The organism is Kitasatospora sp. NBC_00315 (genome assembly GCF_041435095.1).
Classification (GTDB): Bacteria; Actinomycetota; Actinomycetes; order Streptomycetales; family Streptomycetaceae; genus Kitasatospora.
Genome location: NZ_CP108025.1, coordinates 1,344,485 through 1,364,634, shown reverse-complemented (window position 1 = coordinate 1,364,634; position 20,150 = coordinate 1,344,485). Strand labels below are relative to the sequence as shown.

Here is a 20,150-nt window from a genome sequence, read left to right as displayed (position 1 = left end):
CGGGCTCCCCGTCGACCAGGCGTCCGACCGGCGCAATCCCCGTGACCACGACGGCCAAGAAGGCAGGCATCCGATGAGCACCACCGCAGAACGACCGACCATCACCGTGCCGGGATCCGGCATCCCGACCGTCAGCACGACCCGAGCGCGCAGGCGCGGCGAACTGAGCCCCCTGGCCAAGGCGCTGTCGCACGGCGCGCTGATCGTGGCGAGCCTGATCGCGCTCTTCCCGGTGCTGTGGATCGTCTTCATCTCGCTCGGCCCCGACAAGAGCGACTATCTCCACCCCGGCGCCATCTTCGACAAGATCGGGCTGTCGAACTACGACACGGTGCTGTTCCACACCGACTTCTTCACCTGGTTCGGCAACGCGATGCTGGTCGCCGGCGTCACCACGGTGGTCGGCGTGCTGATCGCCGCGACCACCGGCTACGCGGTCTCCCGGATGCGCTTCCCCGGCCACCGCCCGCTGATGTGGTCCCTGCTGGTCACCCAGATGTTCCCGATCGCCGTGCTGATCGTGCCGATGTACACCATCCTGTCCTCGCTGGGCCTGCTGGACAGCTACGTCGGTCTGATCCTGGTCTACTCGACCACCACGGTTCCGTACTGCGCCTGGCTGCTCAAGGGCTACTTCGACACCATCCCGGTGGAGATCGACGAGGCCGGCCGGGTGGACGGGCTCAACCCGTTCGGCACCTTCTGGCGGCTCGTCCTGCCGCTGGCCCGGCCCGGCCTGGCGGTGGCGGCGTTCTACTCCTTCCTGACCGCCTGGGCCGAGGTCGCCTTCGCCTCGACCTTCATGCTCAGCTCCGGCAAGTACACGCTGGCCGTGGGCCTGCAGACGTTCGTCAGCGAGCACGACTCCCAGTGGAACCTGATGGCCGCGACCGCCGTACTGATCGCGATCCCGTCCTCGTTCCTCTTCTACCTGGTGCAGCGTCACCTGGTGACCGGCCTGACCGCCGGCGCCGCGAAGTCCTGAGCCACCCCACTCCTGCCACAGCCTGTCGCCGCGCACCGGCCGCCACACCCCGGCGGCCGGTCCGACACCTAGTCCCCAAGGGATGACTGTCCATGACCCAGAATCTGGCCGACACCTCCCGGCCCGCCGCCGCCGTCCCCGCCGCCGCGCCCGTGGCGGTTGCCGACAATGCCGGCGCGCCCAGAGGCTGGTGGCGGGAAGCGGTCATCTACCAGGTGTACCCGCGCAGCTTCGCCGACTCCAACGGCGACGGCATGGGCGACCTGCCCGGCATCCGCAGCCGCCTCCCGTACCTGCGCGACCTCGGCGTGGACGCGGTCTGGCTGTCCCCGTTCTACGCCTCCCCGCAGGCCGACGGCGGCTACGACGTCGCCGACTACCGCGCGGTGGACCCGATGTTCGGCACCCTGATGGACGCCGACGGCCTGATCCGCGACGCCCACGGCCTGGGCCTGCGGATCATCGTCGACCTGGTGCCCAACCACTCCTCGGACCAGCACGAGTGGTTCCAGCGCGCCCTGCGGGAGGGGCCCGGCTCGGCCCTGCGCGAGCGCTACCACTTCAAGCCCGGCCAGGGTGAGAGCGGCGAACTGCCGCCCAACGACTGGGAGTCCATCTTCGGCGGCCCGGCCTGGACCCGGACCACCAACCCGGACGGCACGCCCGGTGACTGGTACCTGCACCTGTTCGCCCCGGAGCAGCCCGACTTCAACTGGGACAACGAGGCCGTCGCCGACGAGTTCCGCTCGATCCTGCGGTTCTGGCTGGACATGGGCGTGGACGGGTTCCGGATCGACGTCGCCCACGGCATGGTCAAGGCACCCGGCCTGCCGAACCTGGGCTCGCACGACCAGCTCAAGCTGCTCGGCAACGACGTCATGCCGTTCTTCGACCAGGACGGCGTGCACGAGATCTACCGCGTCTGGCGCAAGATCCTCGACGAGTACCCGGGCGAGCGGATCGGCGTCGCCGAGGCGTGGACCCCGACCGTCCAGCGCACCGCCAACTACGTCCGCCCGGACGAACTGCACCAGGCCTTCAACTTCCAGTACCTCGGTACCCACTGGGACGCCGCGGCCCTGCGCGAGGTCGTCGACGTCTCGCTGGACGCCATGCGCCCGGTCGACGCCCCGGCCACCTGGGTGCTCTCCAACCACGACGTCACCCGGCACGCCACCCGCTTCGCCAACCCGCCCGGCGGCACCCAGATCCGTACCGCGGGCGACCGCGTGCTCGGCCTGCGCCGCGCCCGCGCCGCCAGCCTGCTGATGCTCGCCCTGCCCGGCTCGGCGTACGTCTACCAGGGCGAGGAGCTCGGCCTGCCGGACGTCACCGACCTGCCGGACGAGGTCCGCCAGGACCCGTCCTTCTTCCGGCAGGCCGGCCAGGACGGCTTCCGCGACGGCTGCCGCGTCCCGATCCCGTGGTCGGGCAGCGAGGCGCCGTACGGCTTCGGCCCGGAGGCCGGCGGTCCGAGCTGGCTGCCGCAGCCCGCCGAGTGGGCCCAGCTCTCCGTCGAGGCCCAGACCGGCGACCCGACCTCCACGCTGGAGCTCTACCGCAGCGCCCTCGCCGTGCGCCGCGAGCACCCGGCGCTGGGCGCCGGAACCGAGCTGACCTGGCTGGACGCGCCCGAGGGCGTGCTCGCCTTCCGCCGCGACAGCGCCGCCGGCTCCTTCGTCTGCACCGCGAACACCGGCTCCGAGCCGGTCCGGATCGCGGCTCCCGGCCGTATCCTGCTCTCCTCGGCCGAGGCTGTCGTGCTGGAGAACGAGGTCGTTCTGGCGGCGGACAGCACCATCTGGTGGGCGGTGTGACGTGGTTGCAATAGGCTCTGGGATCGTGACTACGGCGCGACTCTCGGACATCGCGGCGCAGGCGGGGGTCAGCGAAGCGACCGTCAGCCGCGTCCTCAACGGCAAAGCGGGCGTTTCCGCGACCACACGGCAGACCGTGCTGGCCGCGCTGGACGTCCTCGGCTACGAACGGCCGACCCGGCTGCGACAGCGCAGCGCGGGTCTGATCGGGCTGATCACGCCCGAGCTGAGCAACCCGATCTTCCCCGCGCTCGCGCAGGTGATCGAGCAGGTGCTCAGCCGGCACGGGTTCACCCCGGTGCTCTGCACCCAGACCCCCGGCGGCTCCACCGAGGACGAACTCGTGGAGATGCTGGTCGAGCGCGGCGTGGCCGGCATCGTCTTCGTCTCCGGTCTGCACGCGGACTCCACGGCGGACCACGACCGGTACGCCAAGCTGACCGGCCGGCAGGTGCCGTTCGTGCTGATCAACGGCTACAGCGAGAAGATCACCGCGCCGTTCATCTCGCCGGACGACCGGGCCGCGATGTGGATGGCGGTCCAGCACCTCGCCGAGCTGGGCCACGAGCGGATCGGCCTGGCCGTCGGCCAGCGCCGGTTCGTCCCGGTGCTGCGCAAGATCGAGGGCTTCACGGCGGCCCTGAAGGACGTCCTCGGGATGACCCAGGAGGAGGCCGAGGGGCTGATCCACCACACGCTCTTCAGCGTGGAGGGCGGCCACGCCGCGGCCGGCGCGCTGCTGGACAAGGGCTGCACCGCGATCGTCTGCGGCAGCGACATGATGGCGCTCGGCGCGATCCGGGCCGTCCGCCAGCGGGGCCTCGCGGTGCCGCAGGACGTCTCGGTGGTCGGCTTCGACGACTCGCCGCTGATCGCCTTCACCGAGCCGCCGCTGACCACCATCCGCCAGCCGGTCGAGGCGATGGCCACCGCGGCCGTCGACGCCCTGCTGGAGGAGGTCGGCGGGAACGCCGCCCAGCGCGGTGAGTTCATGTTCCAGCCGGAGCTGGTGATGCGCGGCTCCACCGGCGCCAGGCCGAACCGCGGCGAGTAGCCCGCCCACGTACGGCAGGCCCCCGGGAGAGCGTCCTCGACGCTCTCCCGGGGGCCTGCCGCGTTCAGCGCCGGGATCAGCCCTCCTGGACGATGGGCCGGTCCTGGGTGACGCGTGAGCCGTCGCCGGCCTCGCCGGTCCGGGCCTCGGTGCGGTGACCCCTGGCGAGGTAGTCACGGACGATCAGTTCGACCGCGTCCTGCGGGCTCCTGACCCCGGCGAGCAGCATCACCTCGATCGCGAGATCGGCGTCCAGTGTGACGGTGACCTTGGCCATGGCGACTCCTCCTCGGATGCGGAACGCCAGCATGCCCGTCGGCGGCCGATCGCACCACGCCGTCGGCCGATCCCGCACCGGCGGCGTGCTGCGACCGGCCGCCGCGTCCGCTGCTCCGGCCCGGTCGGGGTGGGGCCGGACCACGAGCGAAACGGGCCGCGTCCCTGGTGCACCGCCGGTGGGGGCCGGCGCGGGCCGACGTCGTCGCCACCGGGTCGGAGCCGGCCCCCGGAGCGCTGATTCCCACCGCGCCGGTGCGGCGCCCCGGCGGCCTAGGCTGAACGCATGACTGATGCGGAGGGACGGGTCGAGCCGTCCGGGGTGTGGGCCACGGCCGTGGGCGTGGCCCGGGTGAGGGCGATGGAGACGGCACGCGAGCAGCCGCTGTTCCGGGACCCGCTGGCGCTCGCCTTCGCCACGGCCGGCGGGATCGGCCCCGGTGCCCCGCGGCCCCCGGACGCGGACGAGGCGGCCCGGCGCCGCCGGCTCGGTGTGGCCTTCTCGATCGTCATCCGGACGAAGTTCCTGGACGACCTGCTGGACCGGGCGGTCGCGTCCGGCGTCCGCCAGGTGGTGCTGCTCGGAGCCGGGATGGACAGCCGGGCCTTCCGGATGGACTGGCCTGCGGGGACGACGCTGTTCGAGGTGGACACGGCCGAACCGCTGGGCTTCAAGGCCACGGTGCTGCGTCAGGAGCGGGCCGTTCCGCGCTGCGAGCGGATCACCGTACCGGTCGACCTGCGCGAGGACTGGCCCGGCGCCCTGGCCGCGGCCGGGCACGATCCGGCGCAGCCGACGGTGTGGATCGCCGAGGGGCTGCTGATCTATCTGCCCGAGGACGCTGTGCAGTCACTGCTCGAACGGGTCGGTGCGCTGTCCGCCGCAGGCAGCAGGATGGGCCTGACCCTGGGTTCGCGCGGTGTGGTCGAACGCTTCCGCAGGGACGCCGCTCCGGGCTCGGCGGCGTCGATGTGGGTCTGGGAGATGCCGCAGGACCCGGTCGGCTGGCTGGACGGCCTGGGCTGGGAGGCGGAGACCTTCACCCTGCGTGAGCGTGCCGCGGCCTACGGGCGCCCGGTGCTCGGCCCGTCGCAGCAGGACGAGGGCGCCGGCGGACTGGTCTCGGCGGTGCGCGCGGCGCACTGAGCATCTCGAAGGCCGGCCCCCGCGGTTGACGGGGGCCGGCCTTCGACCGTCCGTCGTTCCTGCGGGTACGGCGACGCCGCCGCCCCTGGGAGGAGCGGTGGGCTCCTCCCAGGGGCGGCGGCGTACGTGCCGTGCTGTCGCGCGTGGTGCTACCGGATCAGATCCGGCCCGCGAAGTCCGGCGCCCAGTTGGCGACGGTCATGGTGCGGACACCGGCGCTGGGGTTGGCGGCCTCGACGTAGCTGCCGTTGCCGGTGTAGATCGCGACGTGGTAGACGCCCGAGTCGCTGCCGTTGTTGGACCAGAACAGCAGGTCGCCCGGCTGCAGGTTGTCCAGCGAGACGTGGGTGGTGGCGGCGGCCTGGTCGGCGGCCACCCGCGGGATGGAGATGCCGGCCGCGCGGAACGCCGCCTGGGTCAGGCCGGAGCAGTCCCAGCCGCCGTTGCCGGTGCCACCGTAGATGTACGCCTGGCCGACCTTGGACTCCGCGAAGGAGACCGCGGCGGCCATGCTGCCGGTGGCGGCCTGCGTGGTGGTCGTGGTGGAGGCGGTGGTGGCGGTGGTGGCCGTGTCGGTGGCCGACGAGGAGGCCGCGGGGGCCGTGGTGGTCTTCGCGGCGGACGAGTCGGTCGACTTCGAGCGGTTGAACCAGTCGAACTTCTTGCCCGAGGTGTCGGTGGCCGAGCTCTTGGTGGCCGTGCCGGCACCGCCGAGGGCCAGGTGCTGGCCCGGGTAGATGGTGTCGGCGCCGTTGGTCAGGACGGACTTGTTGAGCTCGTACAGACGCTCCCAGCCACCCTGGACGTGGTTCTTGTCGGCGATGGAGGAGAGCCAGTCGCCGGCGATCACGGTGTAGGTGCGGGTGCTGTCGCCCGAGCCGCTCTTCTGCGACCAGGACTTGTCGCCCGACCAGGAGTTGCCCGACGCGGAGCCGGTGGAGGAGGAGCTGTCGGAGGTGGAGCCGTCGGACGCGGCCGGAGTCGAGGCGGCCGGGGCCTGGGTCGCCGGGGCGGCCGGCGTGGTGGTGGCCGGGGCGCCGGTGTCGACGGCGGCGGGTGCGCCACCGGCGGTCAGGCCCGCCTGGACGGAGCAGACCGGCCAGGCGCCGGGGCCCTGGGAGGCGAGCACCTTCTCGGCGATCGCGATCTGCTGGTCCTTGGTGGCCAGGTTGGCCTGGGACGCGAAGGCGGTGCCGCCGAACTCGGCCCAGGTGCTGGAGGTGAACTGGAGGCCGCCGTAGAAGCCGTTACCGGTGTTGATGCTCCAGTCGCCGCTGCTCTCGCACTGCGCGACCTTGTCCCAGGTGGCGACCGAGGCGGCGTTCGCCGAGCCGGCGGTGAGGCAGGGGATCGTGAGACCGACGCCGGCGACGCCGACAGCGGCGATCAGACGACGGGTGCGGCCGGACATGCGGGTGCCGTTGGTGGTCAGCATGAAGACGTGTTCCTCTCCCACGCCTGCGAGGTGAGCTGTCGGATTCGGGCTGGAGTTGCCCGGCCGTGCTGAGCACGGCTTCACCCCTAGCCCTGAACCGGTGCTGGACCGGTCCGGGGCGGCTTACCTGGGTCCCCCGCGCCTGCCGTGGTGCGGTGTTCGCGCTGCCAGCGCATCCGACGGCAGGCCTCGGCGTTGCGGATGAACTGGGTTCGTGTGACCACGAACGGGGAGCACGTTAAGCAGACTTAAGTTCAAACTGCAAACATGTGTGACGCTCCTCACGCAGCCTTCACGAACTGCGCGGGTCCGGATCCATCATGATCACATAACGCCCGTTTCGGGCAAAGTCCTTGCCCTCGGCGGGATCTGCCGACCCTTCAGGGAGCCCCGGGGGTGCGCCGGCCGGCCGGTGGGAGGGTACGGAACCACGGGCCGCGAAGGCCCGCAACCGGAGCGGTGCGAGTCGGCTTTCGGGACCAAGGGCCCTGCGGCGCAATCTGGTACAACGCGACAGACCTGGATGAAGCGGCCTTACCGGACACTTCGGGGCGTTCGGTGTCGGATCGCACCGAGGTGCTCCCGGCCTGCGGTCGCCGACATGGTGATCGTCGACGGGGGGCGGGTCGACCGCCCATCGGACATCAGGGACATAAAGTGCCAAAGGGCATCACATGCCGTCGTCGTGGCCGAGTTGAGCCCCGGTCACTGGAGCCCCGGTCACCGGAGCCCGGTCACCGGAGTGCCGCGCGCGCGTCCCGGGCGGTCGTCCGGCGCTGCCGCGTGGCCGGGCGTGCGGCGCGAGCCCGGCGGGCCCGGGCCCGCGGATCCGTGGCACGGGGACGGGGCGGAGCGGGGGCCGCAGTGGGCGGGCCCGGGGCCCCAGGGCCAGGGGGCGCGGAAGGGCGTTCGCTCCGGCTGCCGGCCGGGGCCCGAGCCGCCGACGCGACAGGGCCCCGGAGCAGCTCCGGGGCCCTGTCGCGCGGTGTGCTTCGTACGGAGTCGTGCTACTCCGCGACCTGCTCGTCGGCCCGGTCGTGCTCGGGCTCCTGCTCCCGGGCCTGCTCCGCCTCGGTCAGTGCGACCTCCAGGGCGGACAGGTACGTGGAGGCGATCAGCTGGCCGACCGTCGGGTAGGCGCCGAGCGGCGCGGCGCTCGGGCAGCCGGTCTCCTCGGCGGCCGTGGCGAGCAGCTCGGTGTCGGCCTCCGGCCCGATCACCAGCGGGGCCAGCGCGGGCCGCTGCGAGCCGGTGGCGCGCAGGTGGTCGACGGCCGCGGCCACCGAGCCGGGGACGTCGAGCGCGGCGGCGACGACCGGCACGGCGAGCCGCGCGGCCAGCAGCACGCCGGTGATCTCGGCCGCGGCTGCGGCCTCCTCGCCGCCGACGGTGGTGAGGACCACGCCGTCCGCCGCGGTGGTGATGGCGAACAGCCGGGCCCGGTCGGCACGGGCGAGCCCGGCCTCGGACAGCCGTACGTGGACGGCCTCGGCCAGCAGCGGGTGCGGACCGAGCACGTCGGTGACGGTGGCGCCCCGCTCCGCGGCCAGGCGGTGCAGGCCGGCGAGGAAGCCGTGCGGGCCGGGCAGCAGCGGCACCACGATGGGTGCGGGGAGACCGGCGGCGAGGGCCTGGCCGATCAGGTCGCCCACGCCGGGGCCGGTGGCCTCGCCGGACGCGTTCGGCAGGTAGGCGGCGGCGGCCTCGACGCCGGACTGCTCACTGCGGACGATCGAGAGGAGTTCGTCGACCACGGGGCGCGACTCGGGCCCTTCGGCTGCCGGCACGGCCAGCACCAGGGGCGGGGAACCGACCGGGATCTCGGGGCGCTCGGGTCGACGATGGCGCCCCCGCGCACGGGAGCCTGGAGTGCGGACGGGCAGTGGCGCGCCCGGGATGGCTGCGGTGCTCATGGCGGAGATCGTAGGACATCGGCCGGGCAGAGTCGCAGTCGGCTACCGATATCGGACAGCCCGCATGACGTCATATCGGTCAGAGAGTGACAAACCGTGCCACGTATTCACGTCTGCTCCCCGATGCCCTCACAGCCTTCGGGGGGATCGCGGTGCGAAGTGACATGTATCACACACATTCCGGCGACTGACTGTGGGTCACGGGGACACGACTCCCGGCAGCCGAAGATCAACATTATGCGGGGGTGCGCCTACGGGCGGTTATGGCGCGGGTCTGGATTCGGTCAAGTTTGTCCGCTTACGTACCGTCAATCGATCGACATGCCCGGCGGTTGCACCGACATCCGGCGTTCCTCGTGCACCTGCACCGTCCCGTGCTGATGCACGTGCACTGGAGCTATCATCACGTCAAAGTGAGGCGGGTGCCGGGCCGGCAGGGGAGCCGGGCCGGTCGATCGCGGCCTTCGGGCCGTACGCCGAGCTGGACGACCACTCCGGTTATTTCGGGAGACTTCAATGCACCACACGTACAACGGCATGGCGGCTGCGGACCTCGACGGAGTGGTCTGGCAGAAGAGCCGGCACAGCAATTCCCAGGGCAACTGCGTGGAGTTCGCCGCGCTGTCCGACGGCGGCGTCGCGATGCGCAACTCCCGCTTCCCGGACGGTCCGGCACTGATCTACACCCGGGCGGAGATAGCGGCGCTGCTGCTCGGCGCGAAGGACGGGGAGTTCGACCACCTGGCGGTCTGACGAGCGGTCGGCGTGACTGCCGGTCGGCCGTCGTGGGTGCTGACACCACGACGGCCTTTTTCGTGTTCCGCCCCGGGTCGCAGGGAGAGCCGCCCCGGCCGCAGGACGCGCCCGGAGCGCGCCGGAGCCGGGCGGGGGCCGCCCGTCCGCACCGATCGGCGCGGTGCCCGGCGGCGGGGGCGGTGTCGCCGGCCCGCGGCCGGGTGACCGCCGCGCGCCGAGCCCGCGCGGGCCGGCGGGCCGGGTCTCGCCCGGTCGGGGCTCGTCGGGCCACAGCGGTCAGGCGGAGCGCCGGTGGCGGCCCGGGGTCTCACGGCCGGCGGCCGCGTCCGGATCCTCGGCCTCGAAGAGCGCCCAGACCACCTTGCCCGCACCGGCCAGCGGGTGCCAGCCCCACGAGCGGCTGAAGGAGTCCACCAGGTGCAGACCCCGGCCGGACTCGGCCACGAAGTCGGCCTCCCGGGCGACCGGCCCGGTGCTGCTCGGGTCGCTGACCGCGCAGACCACCTGGGGAGCCCGGTGGACGAGGCTTATTCGGATCGGCAGCCGGCCGTCCATGGCCTGCTGCGGGCCGCCCTGGGTCGGGAAGGCGGCGAAGTCACCGGTCGGCAGGCCCGGTTCGGGCCGGGCGCCGACGGCGTGCCGCAGTGCGTTGGTCACCAGCTCGGAGGCGACCAGTGCGACATCGTCGAAAAGGTCACCGAGTCCCCATCGGTGCAGCGTGGTTCTGGCGAAGTCGCGCGCGGTTCTGACGGCTTCGTAGCGGGGAGCGAGCGTACAGGTGACCACGTGGGGGTCGACCGCCAAGGCCGTACCGGTGCTCATGAAGAGCTCCTCCCATAAGGGGGCCGACACGGCTGGACCCGCCGGGGTCATGCCGGTCACCTCCGACTCGCTCGGCCGTTGGACCGCCACCTCGAACGGCCCGTGCGCGCACACGAGTGCCCGGTCGCGCCGCAGCGCTGCCGGGCTGGTGTGCGGTGTCGCGCATGGGGTCGACGCGGTGCCCGCGGGAATGCCAGGGATGTGCAGGTGCACGTGCACCATGGTCCTCTGCGCTCACTGCAGATGCAAGAGTCGATTCACGTGCAGTCGCACTATTGGCATATGCATGCGCCGGATGCACGTGCATTCTGGTGTCAGAGGTGCAGAACTGATAGATACATCCGTCAGTACCGGCACCGTGAGCGCTCAACTGATGGCAGACTGTGCGCTGTTTGCCCCAGGGTGGAGGTTTGGACCGCATGACCACAGTTCAGCCGGGCGGCGGCTCGATGGTTCGCCGGATCCTCCTCGGCTCCCAGCTCCGCCGGCTCCGTGAGGGCCGCGGGATCACCCGCGAGGATGCCGGGTACGCCATCCGCGCCTCCGAGTCGAAGATCAGCCGGATGGAGCTCGGCCGCGTCAGCTTCAAGGAGCGCGACGTCGCCGACCTCCTCAGCCTCTACGGGGTCAACGACGGCACCGAGCGCGAGGCACTGCTCGGCCTGGTCCGCGAGGCCAACAAGTCCGGCTGGTGGCACAGCTACAACGACGTGCTGCCGGGCTGGTTCCAGACCTACGTCGGTCTGGAGGAGGCGGCCACGCTGATCCGCACCTACGAGGTGCAGTTCATCCCGGGCCTGCTGCAGTCCGAGGAGTACGCCCGCGCGGTGTTCGGCCAGAGCCGCCCGGTGATCAGCGACGAGGAGCTGGAGCGCCGCGTCAGCCTGCGGCTGCGCCGGCAGAAGCTGCTCACCGAGGGCAACAGCCCCCGGCTGTGGGCGGTGATCGACGAGGCAGCCCTGCGCCGCCCGGTCGGCGGCCCGGAGGTGATGCGCGGTCAGCTGAAGTACCTGATCGACATCGCCGAGCAGTCCAACGTGGTCATCCAGGTGATGCCGTTCCGGTTCGGCGCGCACGCGGGCGAGAGCGGCGCGTTCTCCATCCTGCGCTTCCCCGAGCAGGATCTCGCCGACGTCGTCTACCTGGAGCAGCTCACCAGCGCGCTCTACCTGGACAAGCGGGACGACGTCGACGCCTACATCCAGGTGATGGAGCGGCTCTGCGTGGACAGCCTCACGCCCGAGCACACCATCGACCTGCTCACCTCGATCCTGGCCGAGCGCTGACGGACGCCCGGGGCCGAGCCGTGCGCGCCGCCGTCCCGCGCCCACGGCCCGGCGCCGCCGTCACCGCTCAGGCACGCGCCGGCGGCCTGCTCCCCTCGGGCGGGGCGGGCTGCGGCGGCCGCCCCAGCTCCCACGCCAGGCCGTAGCGGCCGAAGAGGTCCGCCCGGATCGGCGCCAGCGGGAGTTCGGCCCCCGGCAGCAGCAGCCCGATGCAGCCGCCCATCAGCGCGCTGCGCAGCACCGCGTGCTCGGCGAGGGGGTCCGAGGCGCCCCAGTCCAGCAGCAGTTCCTGCAGGATCGCGCCGAGCTGCTGCTGCTCGGGATCCTTGACGAACTCGCCGACGTCCGGGTCGAGGATCAGCGCGAGGTGCGAGCGCATCACCCGGGGGTGGTCGATCGCGAGGCCCAGCACGGCGTCGATGGCGCAGGCCAGCCGCGCCTCGGGGGACGCACCGGCGTCCGGCCCGGACAGCGCCGCGGAGAGTTCCAGGTGCATCAGCCGGTGGGTGGCCGACTGCATCAGCAGGCGCTTGCCGTCGAAGTAGTAGGACAGCAGCCCCCGGGCGAGCCCGGCCCGCTCGGCGATGTCCGTGAGGGTCGTGCCGGCGTAGCCGTGCCGGTCGACGAGTTCCAAGGTGGCCCGCATGATCCGGCGGCGGGAGCGCCGACGCATTTCCTCGTTGACCGAATCCCCGCGAGGTGCCATCGTGTCAGCTCCGTACGTCCGTTGGCTCCCGGCCAATATACTGGCCGGGAGGCACGGGGATCCCGCCGTACCCGGAAACCCGGGCCCGCGGTGGGCACACCGGGCACGGCATCGCCCGCTCCACCAACACGGGGGTTTGGTGGAGCGGGCGATGCCGTGCCCGGCCGTTCGCGACGGCCGGGCACGGGGTTTCGACGGTCGCGCGGTCAGCGCTTGCTGAGTACCTCCTGCGCGGGGGCGTCCGCGCCGGCCGGGGCGTAGTCGTAGTCCGGCACCGCGAAGCCGACCGGCGCCCTGCGGCGGTCGATCACCGCGCCGGCCGCGGCCACCAGCAGTCCGAGCAGGGCGACGCCCGCGACCAGCAGCAGCGCCGGGCGGTAGCCGTCCAGCTGCTCCCGGGCGCTGTGCCCGCCGCCGCTGCCCGCCGTGATGACGGCGGTGACCACGGCCAGCACGATCGCGCTGCCCACCTGCATGGCGGTGTTCACCAGCCCGGAGGCCAGGCCCTGCTCCTCGTCGGCCACACCGTTGGTGGCCGCGATGTTCACCGAGGGGAAGGCCAGCGCGAACCCGACACCGAGCAGGATCATGCTCGGCAGGACCAGTGCGAGGTAGCCGCTGTGCTCGTCCAGCCGTAGGAAGAGGGCGTACCCGAGCAGCAGGGCCAGCGTCCCGATCGGCAGCAGCCGGCTGGTGCCGAAGCGGTCGACGACGGCTCCCATCCGGGTGGCCGAGAGGGCGACCAGCGCCCCGGCGGGCAGCAGCCCGAAGGCCATCTCCAGGGCCGACCAGCCCAGCAGCCGCTGGAGGTAGAGCGTGACGATGAACTGGAAGCCGGCGTAGGAGCCCATCAGCGTGCCGGCGACCAGGTTGGCGCGGGCGACCCCGCCGTTGCGGAAGATGCCGAGCCGTACCAGGGGGTGCGCGGTGCGCAGCTCGATCAGGATGAAGGAGGCGGCGAGCAGGGCCGCCACGACCAGCGAGCCGACCGTGCGCAGGCCGAGCCAGCCGGCGCCCTGCGCCTCGGTCACGGTGAAGACCAGGAGGAGGACGGAGGCCGTGCCGGTGACGGCTCCGGCCACGTCGTACCCGCCGGAGTGCTGCTCGCGGGGCTGACGCGGCAGCACCCGGGCGGCGAACACCAGGGCCAGCAGCGCGACCGGGACGGGCATCAGGAACGTCCAGCGCCAGCCGGCGGAGGTGAGCAGGCCGCTGAGCACCAGGCCGAGCGAGAAGCCGCTCGCGCCGCAGGTGGTGAAGATGGACAGGGCCCGGTTGCGGGCCGGGCCCTCGGGGAACGTCGTGGTGATGATCGAGAGGGCGGCCGGCGCGGTGAACGCGGCGCTGACGCCCTTGAGGAACCTGGCGCCGATCAGCAGCCCGCCATTGTCGACCAGGCCGCCGAGCAGGGAGGCGGCGGCGAAGACGGCGAGCGCGACCAGGAAGACCCGGCGCCGCCCGAGCAGGTCGGCGGCGCGGCCGCCCAGCAGCAGCAGGCCGCCGTACCCGAGGACGTAGCCGCTGACGACCCACTGCAGCGCGGAGGTCGAGAGGTTCAGGTCGGTGCCGATGGAGGGCAGGGCCACGCCGACCATCGAGACGTCCAGGGCGTCCAGGAACATGGCGGTGCAGAGCACGACCAGGGTGCCCCAGAGCAGGGGCGTCCAGTGCTGGTCGAGGGGCGACGGGTGGTCAGAGGGCTTGGAGAGGCCGGAGGTTGCGTCGGAGCGGCTTGGAGCGGTCATGGTCAGGACACTACATGCATGTGCAATCAATGCAAGTGAAATTAATGTTGCCGCAATAAGTTCCCCGACATGTGCTAGCGTGGCGGGGTGTCCGAAATCGACGTCCTTGCAGGCGAGGCCCTGGTGGCCGACTGGCGTGACCTGCTGGCCCGCCATGCCGCCGCGGCGTGCGCCCTCGACCGCGAGCTGGGGGAGCTGCACGGTCTGGGCATGAGCGAGTTCGAGGTGCTGGAGCGACTGGCCGAGGACGAGGACGCCGCCTGCGACCGGCTGCTGCGCGTCCAGGAGCTGGCCGCCATGGTGCACCTCAGCCAGAGCGCGCTGTCCCGGCTGATCGGCCGCCTGGAGAAGGCGGGTCTGGTCACCAGGAAGATGTGCGAGCTGGACCGCCGGGGGATCTACGTCACCCTGACCGGGGACGGCCGCCGGCGCTACGAGGAGGCCCGTCCGCTGCACCGCGAGGTGCTGGCGCGCACGCTCGCCGCCCCGTCGGGCAATCCGCCGGGCGCTGTCGCACCGCCCCGTCCGGAGCCGGCCGCTCCCTGCTGAGCCGACGGCGGACGAGGCCGGGAGCCACCCGGCCGGGGTGATCCCGAGGCGTCGTCAGGCGCCCCGGCCGGCGCCGCGTGCCCGTCGTGTGCGGTCCCGTGCGACGCGGTGGTGGGATCCGGCCGTCAGAACAGCGCCGCGATGCCCGGCGCCGCCGCCAGCAGCAGCACCGAGGCGGGCGCGGCCAGCGCGGCCACCGTCAGGTGCAGGCGGCGCCGCACGGAGAGCCGCGGCTGCTCCGCCAGCAGCCGGTCCACTCGCCGGGGGGACTGCGCGAGGCCCGGCGGGCAGGCACCGAACACCCCGCGCCCCAGGTTCAGTTCGGCCAGCGCCAGGGCCGTGGTGGTCCGTCCGTGCCGGCGCGCCGCGCGGTCGTCGGCCGCCAGTTCCACCAGCTCGCCCACCTGGTCGCGGAACGCGCTGAACACCCCCACGCCCGGGAAGCCCGTGGCGAGCGCCTGCGCACACTGCGACAGCCAGTGGTGCCGGGCCCGGACGTGTCCGCGCTCGTGGCTCAGTACGGCGGCCAGCTCCCGGTCGGTGAGCTGTTGCAGCGCGCCGGTGGTCACCACCAGCCGGGAGCCGTGGCCGGGCAGGGACCACGCCTCCGGCCGGACGTTCTCCAGCACCACCAGCCGCTCACGCCGTCGGCGCCGCTTGCGCCACGACGCGATCGAGGCGGGCAACTCGGGTGCACGATGGGCCAGTTCCGCGTGGCGGTGGTCCCGGAGCGCCCGGGCCGAGCGGACTTCGCGGGTGAGGGCGAGCAGCGTCTGCAGGCCGCCCGCCGCCAGCAGCGCCGCGCAGAGCCGGCCCCAGCCCTCGGCCCCCTGCAGGCCGTACGCCGCCTCGACCCCGTGCGGGGCGCCCGAGAACAGCAGCACCCGCAGCTCCGGCAGGGCGGCGGAGGTGGCGAGCAGCAGGCTCAGCGCACAGCACAACAGCACCGCGACCACCAGGCACTGCCAGACCAGCAGCCCCAGCACCGGTTCCCGCTCCACCCAGCGCGCCCGGGCCAGCAGGCGCGGCGCGACGGTCGACAGCAGCAGTCCGAGCAGCAAGAGGCCGAGAAGGGCCGTCATGGCAGGGGAACCCCCAGTACGCACGGAGCGCGACAGTACGCTCCCGGCCCAACCTATGCGCTCCCCGGCGCCCGCGGAACGGCTTGCCGGCACCAGTGACCAACGCCACCACGGCGCGCCCGTCCGGCCGGGCCCCGGGGCGCTCGGGGCCTCAGAGCGTCAACAGCATCGCGAACATGCCGATGCCCATCGTCAGGCGGCACGCCTGCGGCAGGCCCGAAGTACCGCTGAGGACCGCGCCCCCCGTGGTCGAGAGCAGCCGGCTGCCGGCCCAGAGGGTGTAGCCGCCGAAGTACAGCAGCAGGGTGCCGGTCACCACCGGCATGCCCGTCGCGGCGCCGTGGTGCGCGTGGGCGGGGGAGCCGGCCATCGCCAGCGCCATGTACGTCATGGCGAGGGCGCCGAGGGCGTGGTGCAGCCGGTGCGCCCGCACGGCGGGCCGGGTCGGCGTGAGCGCGGCCAGCAGGAGGCCCAGCGCGGGCAGGCCGAACAGCCAGGCCCAGAACGTGGCGGGAACGGCCGAGCCGGCCGCCGCCATCGCCGCCATGCCGATGCCCATCAGTGCCTCGGCGGCGTCAGACTCGCGGTGCGGGAGAGCACGGCCGCCCGCCCGCGGGCGCGCGCAGGCCGCCCCCCGGAGCCGGGAGAAGCAGTGGGCGCCCGCCGCCGCGGTGAAGACCGCCAGCAGCCAGGTGACGACGACTGGACCGTGCATCGGCACCCCTTCTCGACCGGTGCGTACGGGCGGCACGGTCCACCATCACCCGCCGGGCGCGCGGGCAGCAGGGCGCGTGCAGGGGCGCACGGGGGTGACCGCCGGCCTGCCCACCGGCGTGACTGCTTCTTCCGGCCCGCTCCACGACGTTTCGTTCCCCGGGGTGACGATCCGCGGGGCTCCGGCCCCGGCGACGCCGAGCCGGTTCGGGCCTCCGGAGCACCGCCGCGGCGGGGCAGGGCCCGTCCGGTGGCGCCACCGGGGCGCAGGCGTCATGGTCGGCGTACGGCGCCGCGCCCGCTCCGGTCGCGCCGCCGGCGCCCGGGCCCCCGCGCGAGCCGTCCGGAGGAACGACAGGTGTCCGGGACGCCGTCCGGATGGTGGACACCCGAGCACCGGGCCGCCCACCGCAGATTGTCCGTCCCGACCCCCCTTGAACAGGAGAACCTTCCGTACCTATGGTGTATCTGTCGAAATAACTCCTGTCGAAGTGAGTCAGAGATGCAGAATCTTTCGCCGAGGCTCGCTGTGGCGGCCGAAGCTCCGGTAGAGACCCACGCCGGTCACCCGGCCTGGCAGCGGCTCAAGAGCGCGGTCGAGGCACTGCGCCCGCTGCAGTCCAAGGACGGCTCGATCGACCTGTCCGCCGTCCAGCGGCACACGGTCGACCCGCTGCTGGAGACCGTGCTGTCCGCCGTCGAGGAACTCGCCCCGCTCTTCCCGCACGACGCCGACTACCTCACGGCCGTCAGCGTGGACCTGCGCAAGTGGGCGGAGACCGGCTACCGCGAGCCCGACTTCCTGGACTCCCTGATGGCCTTCCAGCCCGCCGCGCAGCGCGAGGACGGCCTCGAACACCTCGTGGTCTTCCCGATGTACACCCAGAACGGCAACCCGGACCGCAACCTGGAGGCCGTCCTGCTGCGCGTGGTGTGGCCCGACTGGCTCGCCGAGCTGGAGCGCACCCGCTTCGACAACCCGATGTTCGTGCCGATCACCTTCACCGACTTCACGGCCGGGTACGACACCAACTCCGCCGTCCTCTTCCCCGAGACCGTGGCCGTCCGCAAGGCGCCGGACCGGTTCACCTGGGGCGGCATCTTCTGCGACCGCGAGGCGGCGCGCTTCCGCGCCGTCACCGCCAGCGCCGTCGACCTGCTCGGCCTGGAGATCCCCGCCGACGCCGCGGGCCTGCTCGACGACCAGCAGCGCGCCCAGCAGACCTTCGTCCTGTGGGACCTCGTGCACGACCGCACCCACAGCCACGGCGACCTGCCGTTCGACCCCTTCATGATCAAGCAGCGCAGCCCGTTCTGGATGTACGGCCTCGAAGAGCTCCGCTGCGACCTGACCGCCTTCAAGGAGGCCGTGCGCCTGGAGGCCGAGGGCTACCCCCAGGGCCGCGACGTCCAGTACGCGATCCTCTTCGACCGGATGTTCCGCTTCCCGGTCAGCGGCGACCGCGTCCGCAACTACGACGGGCTCGGCGGCCAGCTGCTCTTCGCCTACCTCCACAAGCACGACGCGCTGCGCTGGCGCGACAACCGCCTCAGCATCGACTGGGACCGCGTCGCGGACGTCACCAACGCGCTCTGCGGCGAGATCGAGACCCTCTACCGCGACGGTATCGACCGCCCCAAGACCGCCCACTGGATCGCCGCCTACCAGCTGGTCTCCCGCTACCTCACCCCCCACCCCGCCTCGACCTGGGCCAAGGGCCCGGACGCGCTGCCGCTCGACCTCAACGACAGCAAGGCCCTCAACAAGGCCCTGTGCGACGCCGTCCTCCCGGACGAGTTCCCGCTGAGCATGTTCTACGAGGCCCTCTCCAAGAAGCTCAGCGGCGTCATCGCCGCCACCACCGGCATCACCGGCGCCGGCATCCAGCGAGCCGCCGCGTGAGCGCCCCCGCCACCGGAGCCCTGACCGGCAGGGTGATCGCCGTCACCGGCGCCACCGGGCCGGCCGGGCGCGCCACGCTGCGCCGCCTCGCCGCCGACGGCGCCACCGTCATCGCCGCCGGGAGCGACGCCCAGCGCCTGGACGCCGCGACGGACGCCGTCCGTGCCGCCGTTCCGGGCGCGCGGATCAGCGGCCAGGTCATCGACCTGCTCGACCCGCAGGAGGTGCACGACTGGGCCGACCACCTGGAGGCGGAGCACGAACGCGTCGACGGCCTGTTCCACCTGGTCGGCGGCTGGCGCGGCAGCAAGACCTTCTTCGAGAGCCGCCTCGACGACTGGGACTGGCTGCAGGACCGCGTCATCCGCACCCTCCAGCACACCTCGCTCGCCTTCCAGCCCGCACTGCTGCGCAGCTCCGCCGGCCGGTACGCGATGGTCTCGGCGACCGCCGCCCACCGACCGACCGCGGGCGGCGCCGCCTACGCGGCGGCGAAGGCCGCGAGCGAGGCCTGGACCCTCGCCCTCGCCGACTCCTTCACGAGGGAGAGCGCCTCGGCCGACGGCGTTCCGACCGCCGCGGCTGCCATCCTGGTCATCAAGGCACTGGTCACCCCGCAGATGCGCGCCGAGAAGCCCGACGCCAAGTTCGCGGGCTTCACCGACACCGCCGACCTCGCCGACACCCTGGCGGGCCTCTGGGACCGCCCCGCAGCAGACCTGAACGGACAGCACCTGTGGCTGACAGCCCGATGACCCTCCCCACCTCCACCGACGCCGTCCGGCACCACGACCCGGCCGTGCGGGGGTTCGCCAGTGACAACTACGCGGGTGTCCACCCGGAGATCCTCGCCGCGATAGCCGTGGCCAACGGCGGGCACCAGGTCGCCTACGGGGAGGACGACTACACCGCCCACCTCCAGGAGGTGTTCCGCAAGCACTTCGGCGAGCGGGCCGAGGTACACCCCGTCTTCAACGGCACGGGTGCCAACGTCGTCGCCCTCCAGGCCCTGCTCCCGCGCTGGGGCGCCGTGATCGCCGCGACGACCGCGCACATCAACGTCGACGAGTGCGGGGCCCCGGAGAAGATCGCCGGGATCAAGCTGCTCACCGTCCCCACGGCGGACGGCAAGCTCACCCCCGCCCTGATCGACCAGCAGGCGTGGGGCTGGGGCGACGAGCACCGCGCGCAGCCGCTGGCCGTGTCGATCACCCAGAGCACCGAGCTCGGCACGCTCTACACGGCCGAGGAGATCAAGGCCATCTGCGACCACGCCCACCAGCACGGCATGCTCGTGCACGTGGACGGTTCACGGCTGGCCAACGCGGCGGCCTCGCTCGGCCTGCCGCTGCGCGCCTTCACCACGGACGCCGGCGTTGACGTGCTCTCCTTCGGCGGGACGAAGAACGGCCTGCTGATGGGCGAGGCCGTCGTGGTCCTCAACCCCGAGCGGGTCCGGAACCTCAAGTACCTGCGCAAGATGTCGATGCAGCTCGCCTCGAAGATGCGGTTCGTCTCCGTGCAGTTCGAGGCGCTGCTGGCCGGTGACCTCTGGCTGCGCAACGCGAGCCACGCCAACGCGATGGCCCGCCGGCTGGAGGCGGCCGTCCGCGGCATCGACGGCGTCACGGTCGTCCGGCCCGTCCAGGCCAACGCCGTCTTCGCGCTGCTGCCGCGCGAGGTGAGCGAGCGGCTCCAGAAGCAGTACCGCTTCTACTTCTGGGACGAGCACACCGGTGAGGTGCGCTGGATGGCCGCTTTTGACACCACCGAGGCGGATATCGACGCCTTCGCGGCGGCCATCGCCGATGAGATGGTTCGCTCCTGACCGCGCCGTCGGACACCGGATCGTCCCGTCCCGGAGCCCCGGGACGGGACGATTTGCTTGTGGCGGCCGGATCCCCGTACAGTTCCGGAGTCGCACCGAGAGGGGCGGCAAAAGCGAGTCGGTTGAACGAAA

The 20,150-nt window shown here is 72.6% G+C and carries 18 protein-coding genes and 1 riboswitch; of the genes, 10 read left to right on the top strand and 8 right to left on the bottom strand.

The features are described 5' to 3' along the window. Window positions 1–73 precede the first annotated feature (73 nt). The 3 genes from OG823_RS05715 (at window position 74) to OG823_RS05705 (ending at window position 3,856) form a co-directional block, all read left to right on the top strand. On the top strand, window positions 74–985 hold the full coding sequence (locus OG823_RS05715; RefSeq protein ID WP_371478050.1) for a sugar ABC transporter permease: 912 nt from the start codon (window positions 74–76) through the stop codon (window positions 983–985). A gap of 92 nt (window positions 986–1,077) precedes the next feature. Then, entirely contained in the window at window positions 1,078–2,802 is a 1,725-nt protein-coding gene (locus OG823_RS05710; protein WP_371478049.1) for a glycoside hydrolase family 13 protein, read from the top strand. A gap of 25 nt (window positions 2,803–2,827) precedes the next feature. Then, window positions 2,828–3,856 (top strand): LacI family DNA-binding transcriptional regulator, encoded by a 1,029-nt coding sequence (locus OG823_RS05705; RefSeq protein WP_371478048.1) that lies wholly within the window; start codon window positions 2,828–2,830, stop codon window positions 3,854–3,856. Between the two features lie 76 nt (window positions 3,857–3,932). Here OG823_RS05705 and OG823_RS05700 read toward each other — a convergent pair whose 3' ends face one another. Continuing rightward, on the bottom strand, window positions 3,933–4,133 hold the full coding sequence (locus tag OG823_RS05700; RefSeq protein ID WP_371478047.1) for a hypothetical protein: 201 nt from the start codon (window positions 4,131–4,133) through the stop codon (window positions 3,933–3,935). A 285-nt stretch (window positions 4,134–4,418) separates the two neighbouring features. On the opposite strand from OG823_RS05700, the gene OG823_RS05695 reads away from it, so the two are divergent. Next, a complete protein-coding gene (locus OG823_RS05695) occupies window positions 4,419–5,279 on the top strand; it encodes a class I SAM-dependent methyltransferase (RefSeq protein WP_371478046.1) in 861 nt (286 codons plus the stop codon). A 157-nt stretch (window positions 5,280–5,436) separates the two neighbouring features. Here the strand turns inward: OG823_RS05695 and OG823_RS05690 are convergent, their stop codons facing one another. Together OG823_RS05690 and OG823_RS05685 are read right to left on the bottom strand one after the other, a co-directional pair. Then, a complete protein-coding gene (locus OG823_RS05690; RefSeq protein ID WP_371478044.1) occupies window positions 5,437–6,735 on the bottom strand; it encodes a transglycosylase family protein in 1,299 nt (432 codons plus the stop codon). Further along, a riboswitch (cyclic di-AMP (ydaO/yuaA leader) is annotated at window positions 6,722–6,882 on the bottom strand. (Overlaps the previous gene by 14 nt.) A gap of 839 nt (window positions 6,883–7,721) precedes the next feature. After that, window positions 7,722–8,627 carry a sirohydrochlorin chelatase gene (locus OG823_RS05685; protein ID WP_371478042.1) on the bottom strand — a complete coding sequence of 302 codons (906 nt, stop codon included), beginning with the start codon at window positions 8,625–8,627 and terminating at the stop codon, window positions 7,722–7,724. A gap of 516 nt (window positions 8,628–9,143) precedes the next feature. Here OG823_RS05685 and OG823_RS05680 point away from each other — a divergent pair. Further along, window positions 9,144–9,380 (top strand): DUF397 domain-containing protein, encoded by a 237-nt coding sequence (locus tag OG823_RS05680; RefSeq protein ID WP_371478041.1) that lies wholly within the window; start codon window positions 9,144–9,146, stop codon window positions 9,378–9,380. Between the two features lie 279 nt (window positions 9,381–9,659). On the opposite strand, the gene OG823_RS05675 is transcribed toward OG823_RS05680, so the two are convergent. Beyond that, entirely contained in the window at window positions 9,660–10,205 is a 546-nt protein-coding gene (locus OG823_RS05675; RefSeq protein WP_371478039.1) for an ATP-binding protein, read from the bottom strand. A gap of 419 nt (window positions 10,206–10,624) precedes the next feature. On the opposite strand from OG823_RS05675, the gene OG823_RS05670 reads away from it, so the two are divergent. After that, window positions 10,625–11,491 carry a helix-turn-helix domain-containing protein gene (locus OG823_RS05670; RefSeq protein ID WP_371478036.1) on the top strand — a complete coding sequence of 289 codons (867 nt, stop codon included), beginning with the start codon at window positions 10,625–10,627 and terminating at the stop codon, window positions 11,489–11,491. Between the two features lie 67 nt (window positions 11,492–11,558). Here OG823_RS05670 and OG823_RS05665 read toward each other — a convergent pair whose 3' ends face one another. Both OG823_RS05665 and OG823_RS05660 read right to left on the bottom strand, forming a co-directional pair. Next, window positions 11,559–12,197, bottom strand: coding sequence for a TetR/AcrR family transcriptional regulator (locus tag OG823_RS05665; protein ID WP_371478034.1), 639 nt, complete (start codon window positions 12,195–12,197; stop codon window positions 11,559–11,561). A 206-nt stretch (window positions 12,198–12,403) separates the two neighbouring features. Beyond that, window positions 12,404–13,942: an MFS transporter gene (locus OG823_RS05660; RefSeq protein ID WP_371478031.1), complete on the bottom strand. Its 1,539-nt coding sequence runs from the start codon at window positions 13,940–13,942 to the stop codon at window positions 12,404–12,406. 87 nt (window positions 13,943–14,029) lie between these two features. Between OG823_RS05660 and OG823_RS05655 the strand changes: the two genes are divergently transcribed. Further along, on the top strand, window positions 14,030–14,491 hold the full coding sequence (locus OG823_RS05655; protein ID WP_371478029.1) for a MarR family winged helix-turn-helix transcriptional regulator: 462 nt from the start codon (window positions 14,030–14,032) through the stop codon (window positions 14,489–14,491). 125 nt (window positions 14,492–14,616) lie between these two features. Here the strand turns inward: OG823_RS05655 and OG823_RS05650 are convergent, their stop codons facing one another. Beyond that, complete coding sequence (locus tag OG823_RS05650; RefSeq protein ID WP_371478027.1) at window positions 14,617–15,573, bottom strand: M56 family metallopeptidase; 957 nt, start codon at window positions 15,571–15,573, stop codon at window positions 14,617–14,619. Window positions 15,574–15,724: 151 nt separating this feature from the next. Beyond that, entirely contained in the window at window positions 15,725–16,288 is a 564-nt protein-coding gene (locus OG823_RS05645; RefSeq protein WP_371478025.1) for a DUF5134 domain-containing protein, read from the bottom strand. 501 nt (window positions 16,289–16,789) lie between these two features. Between OG823_RS05645 and OG823_RS05640 the strand changes: the two genes are divergently transcribed. From OG823_RS05640 to OG823_RS05630, 3 genes are read left to right on the top strand one after another with little or no spacing between them, the layout of a single operon-like run. Beyond that, on the top strand, window positions 16,790–18,190 hold the full coding sequence (locus tag OG823_RS05640) for a DUF6421 family protein (RefSeq protein ID WP_371478023.1): 1,401 nt from the start codon (window positions 16,790–16,792) through the stop codon (window positions 18,188–18,190). After that, entirely contained in the window at window positions 18,187–18,945 is a 759-nt protein-coding gene (locus OG823_RS05635; protein ID WP_371478021.1) for an SDR family NAD(P)-dependent oxidoreductase, read from the top strand. The genes OG823_RS05640 and OG823_RS05635 overlap by 4 nt, the downstream gene beginning before the upstream one ends. Next, a complete protein-coding gene (locus tag OG823_RS05630) occupies window positions 18,942–20,018 on the top strand; it encodes a low specificity L-threonine aldolase (protein ID WP_371484318.1) in 1,077 nt (358 codons plus the stop codon). The genes OG823_RS05635 and OG823_RS05630 overlap by 4 nt, the downstream gene beginning before the upstream one ends. Window positions 20,019–20,150: the final 132 nt, after the last annotated feature.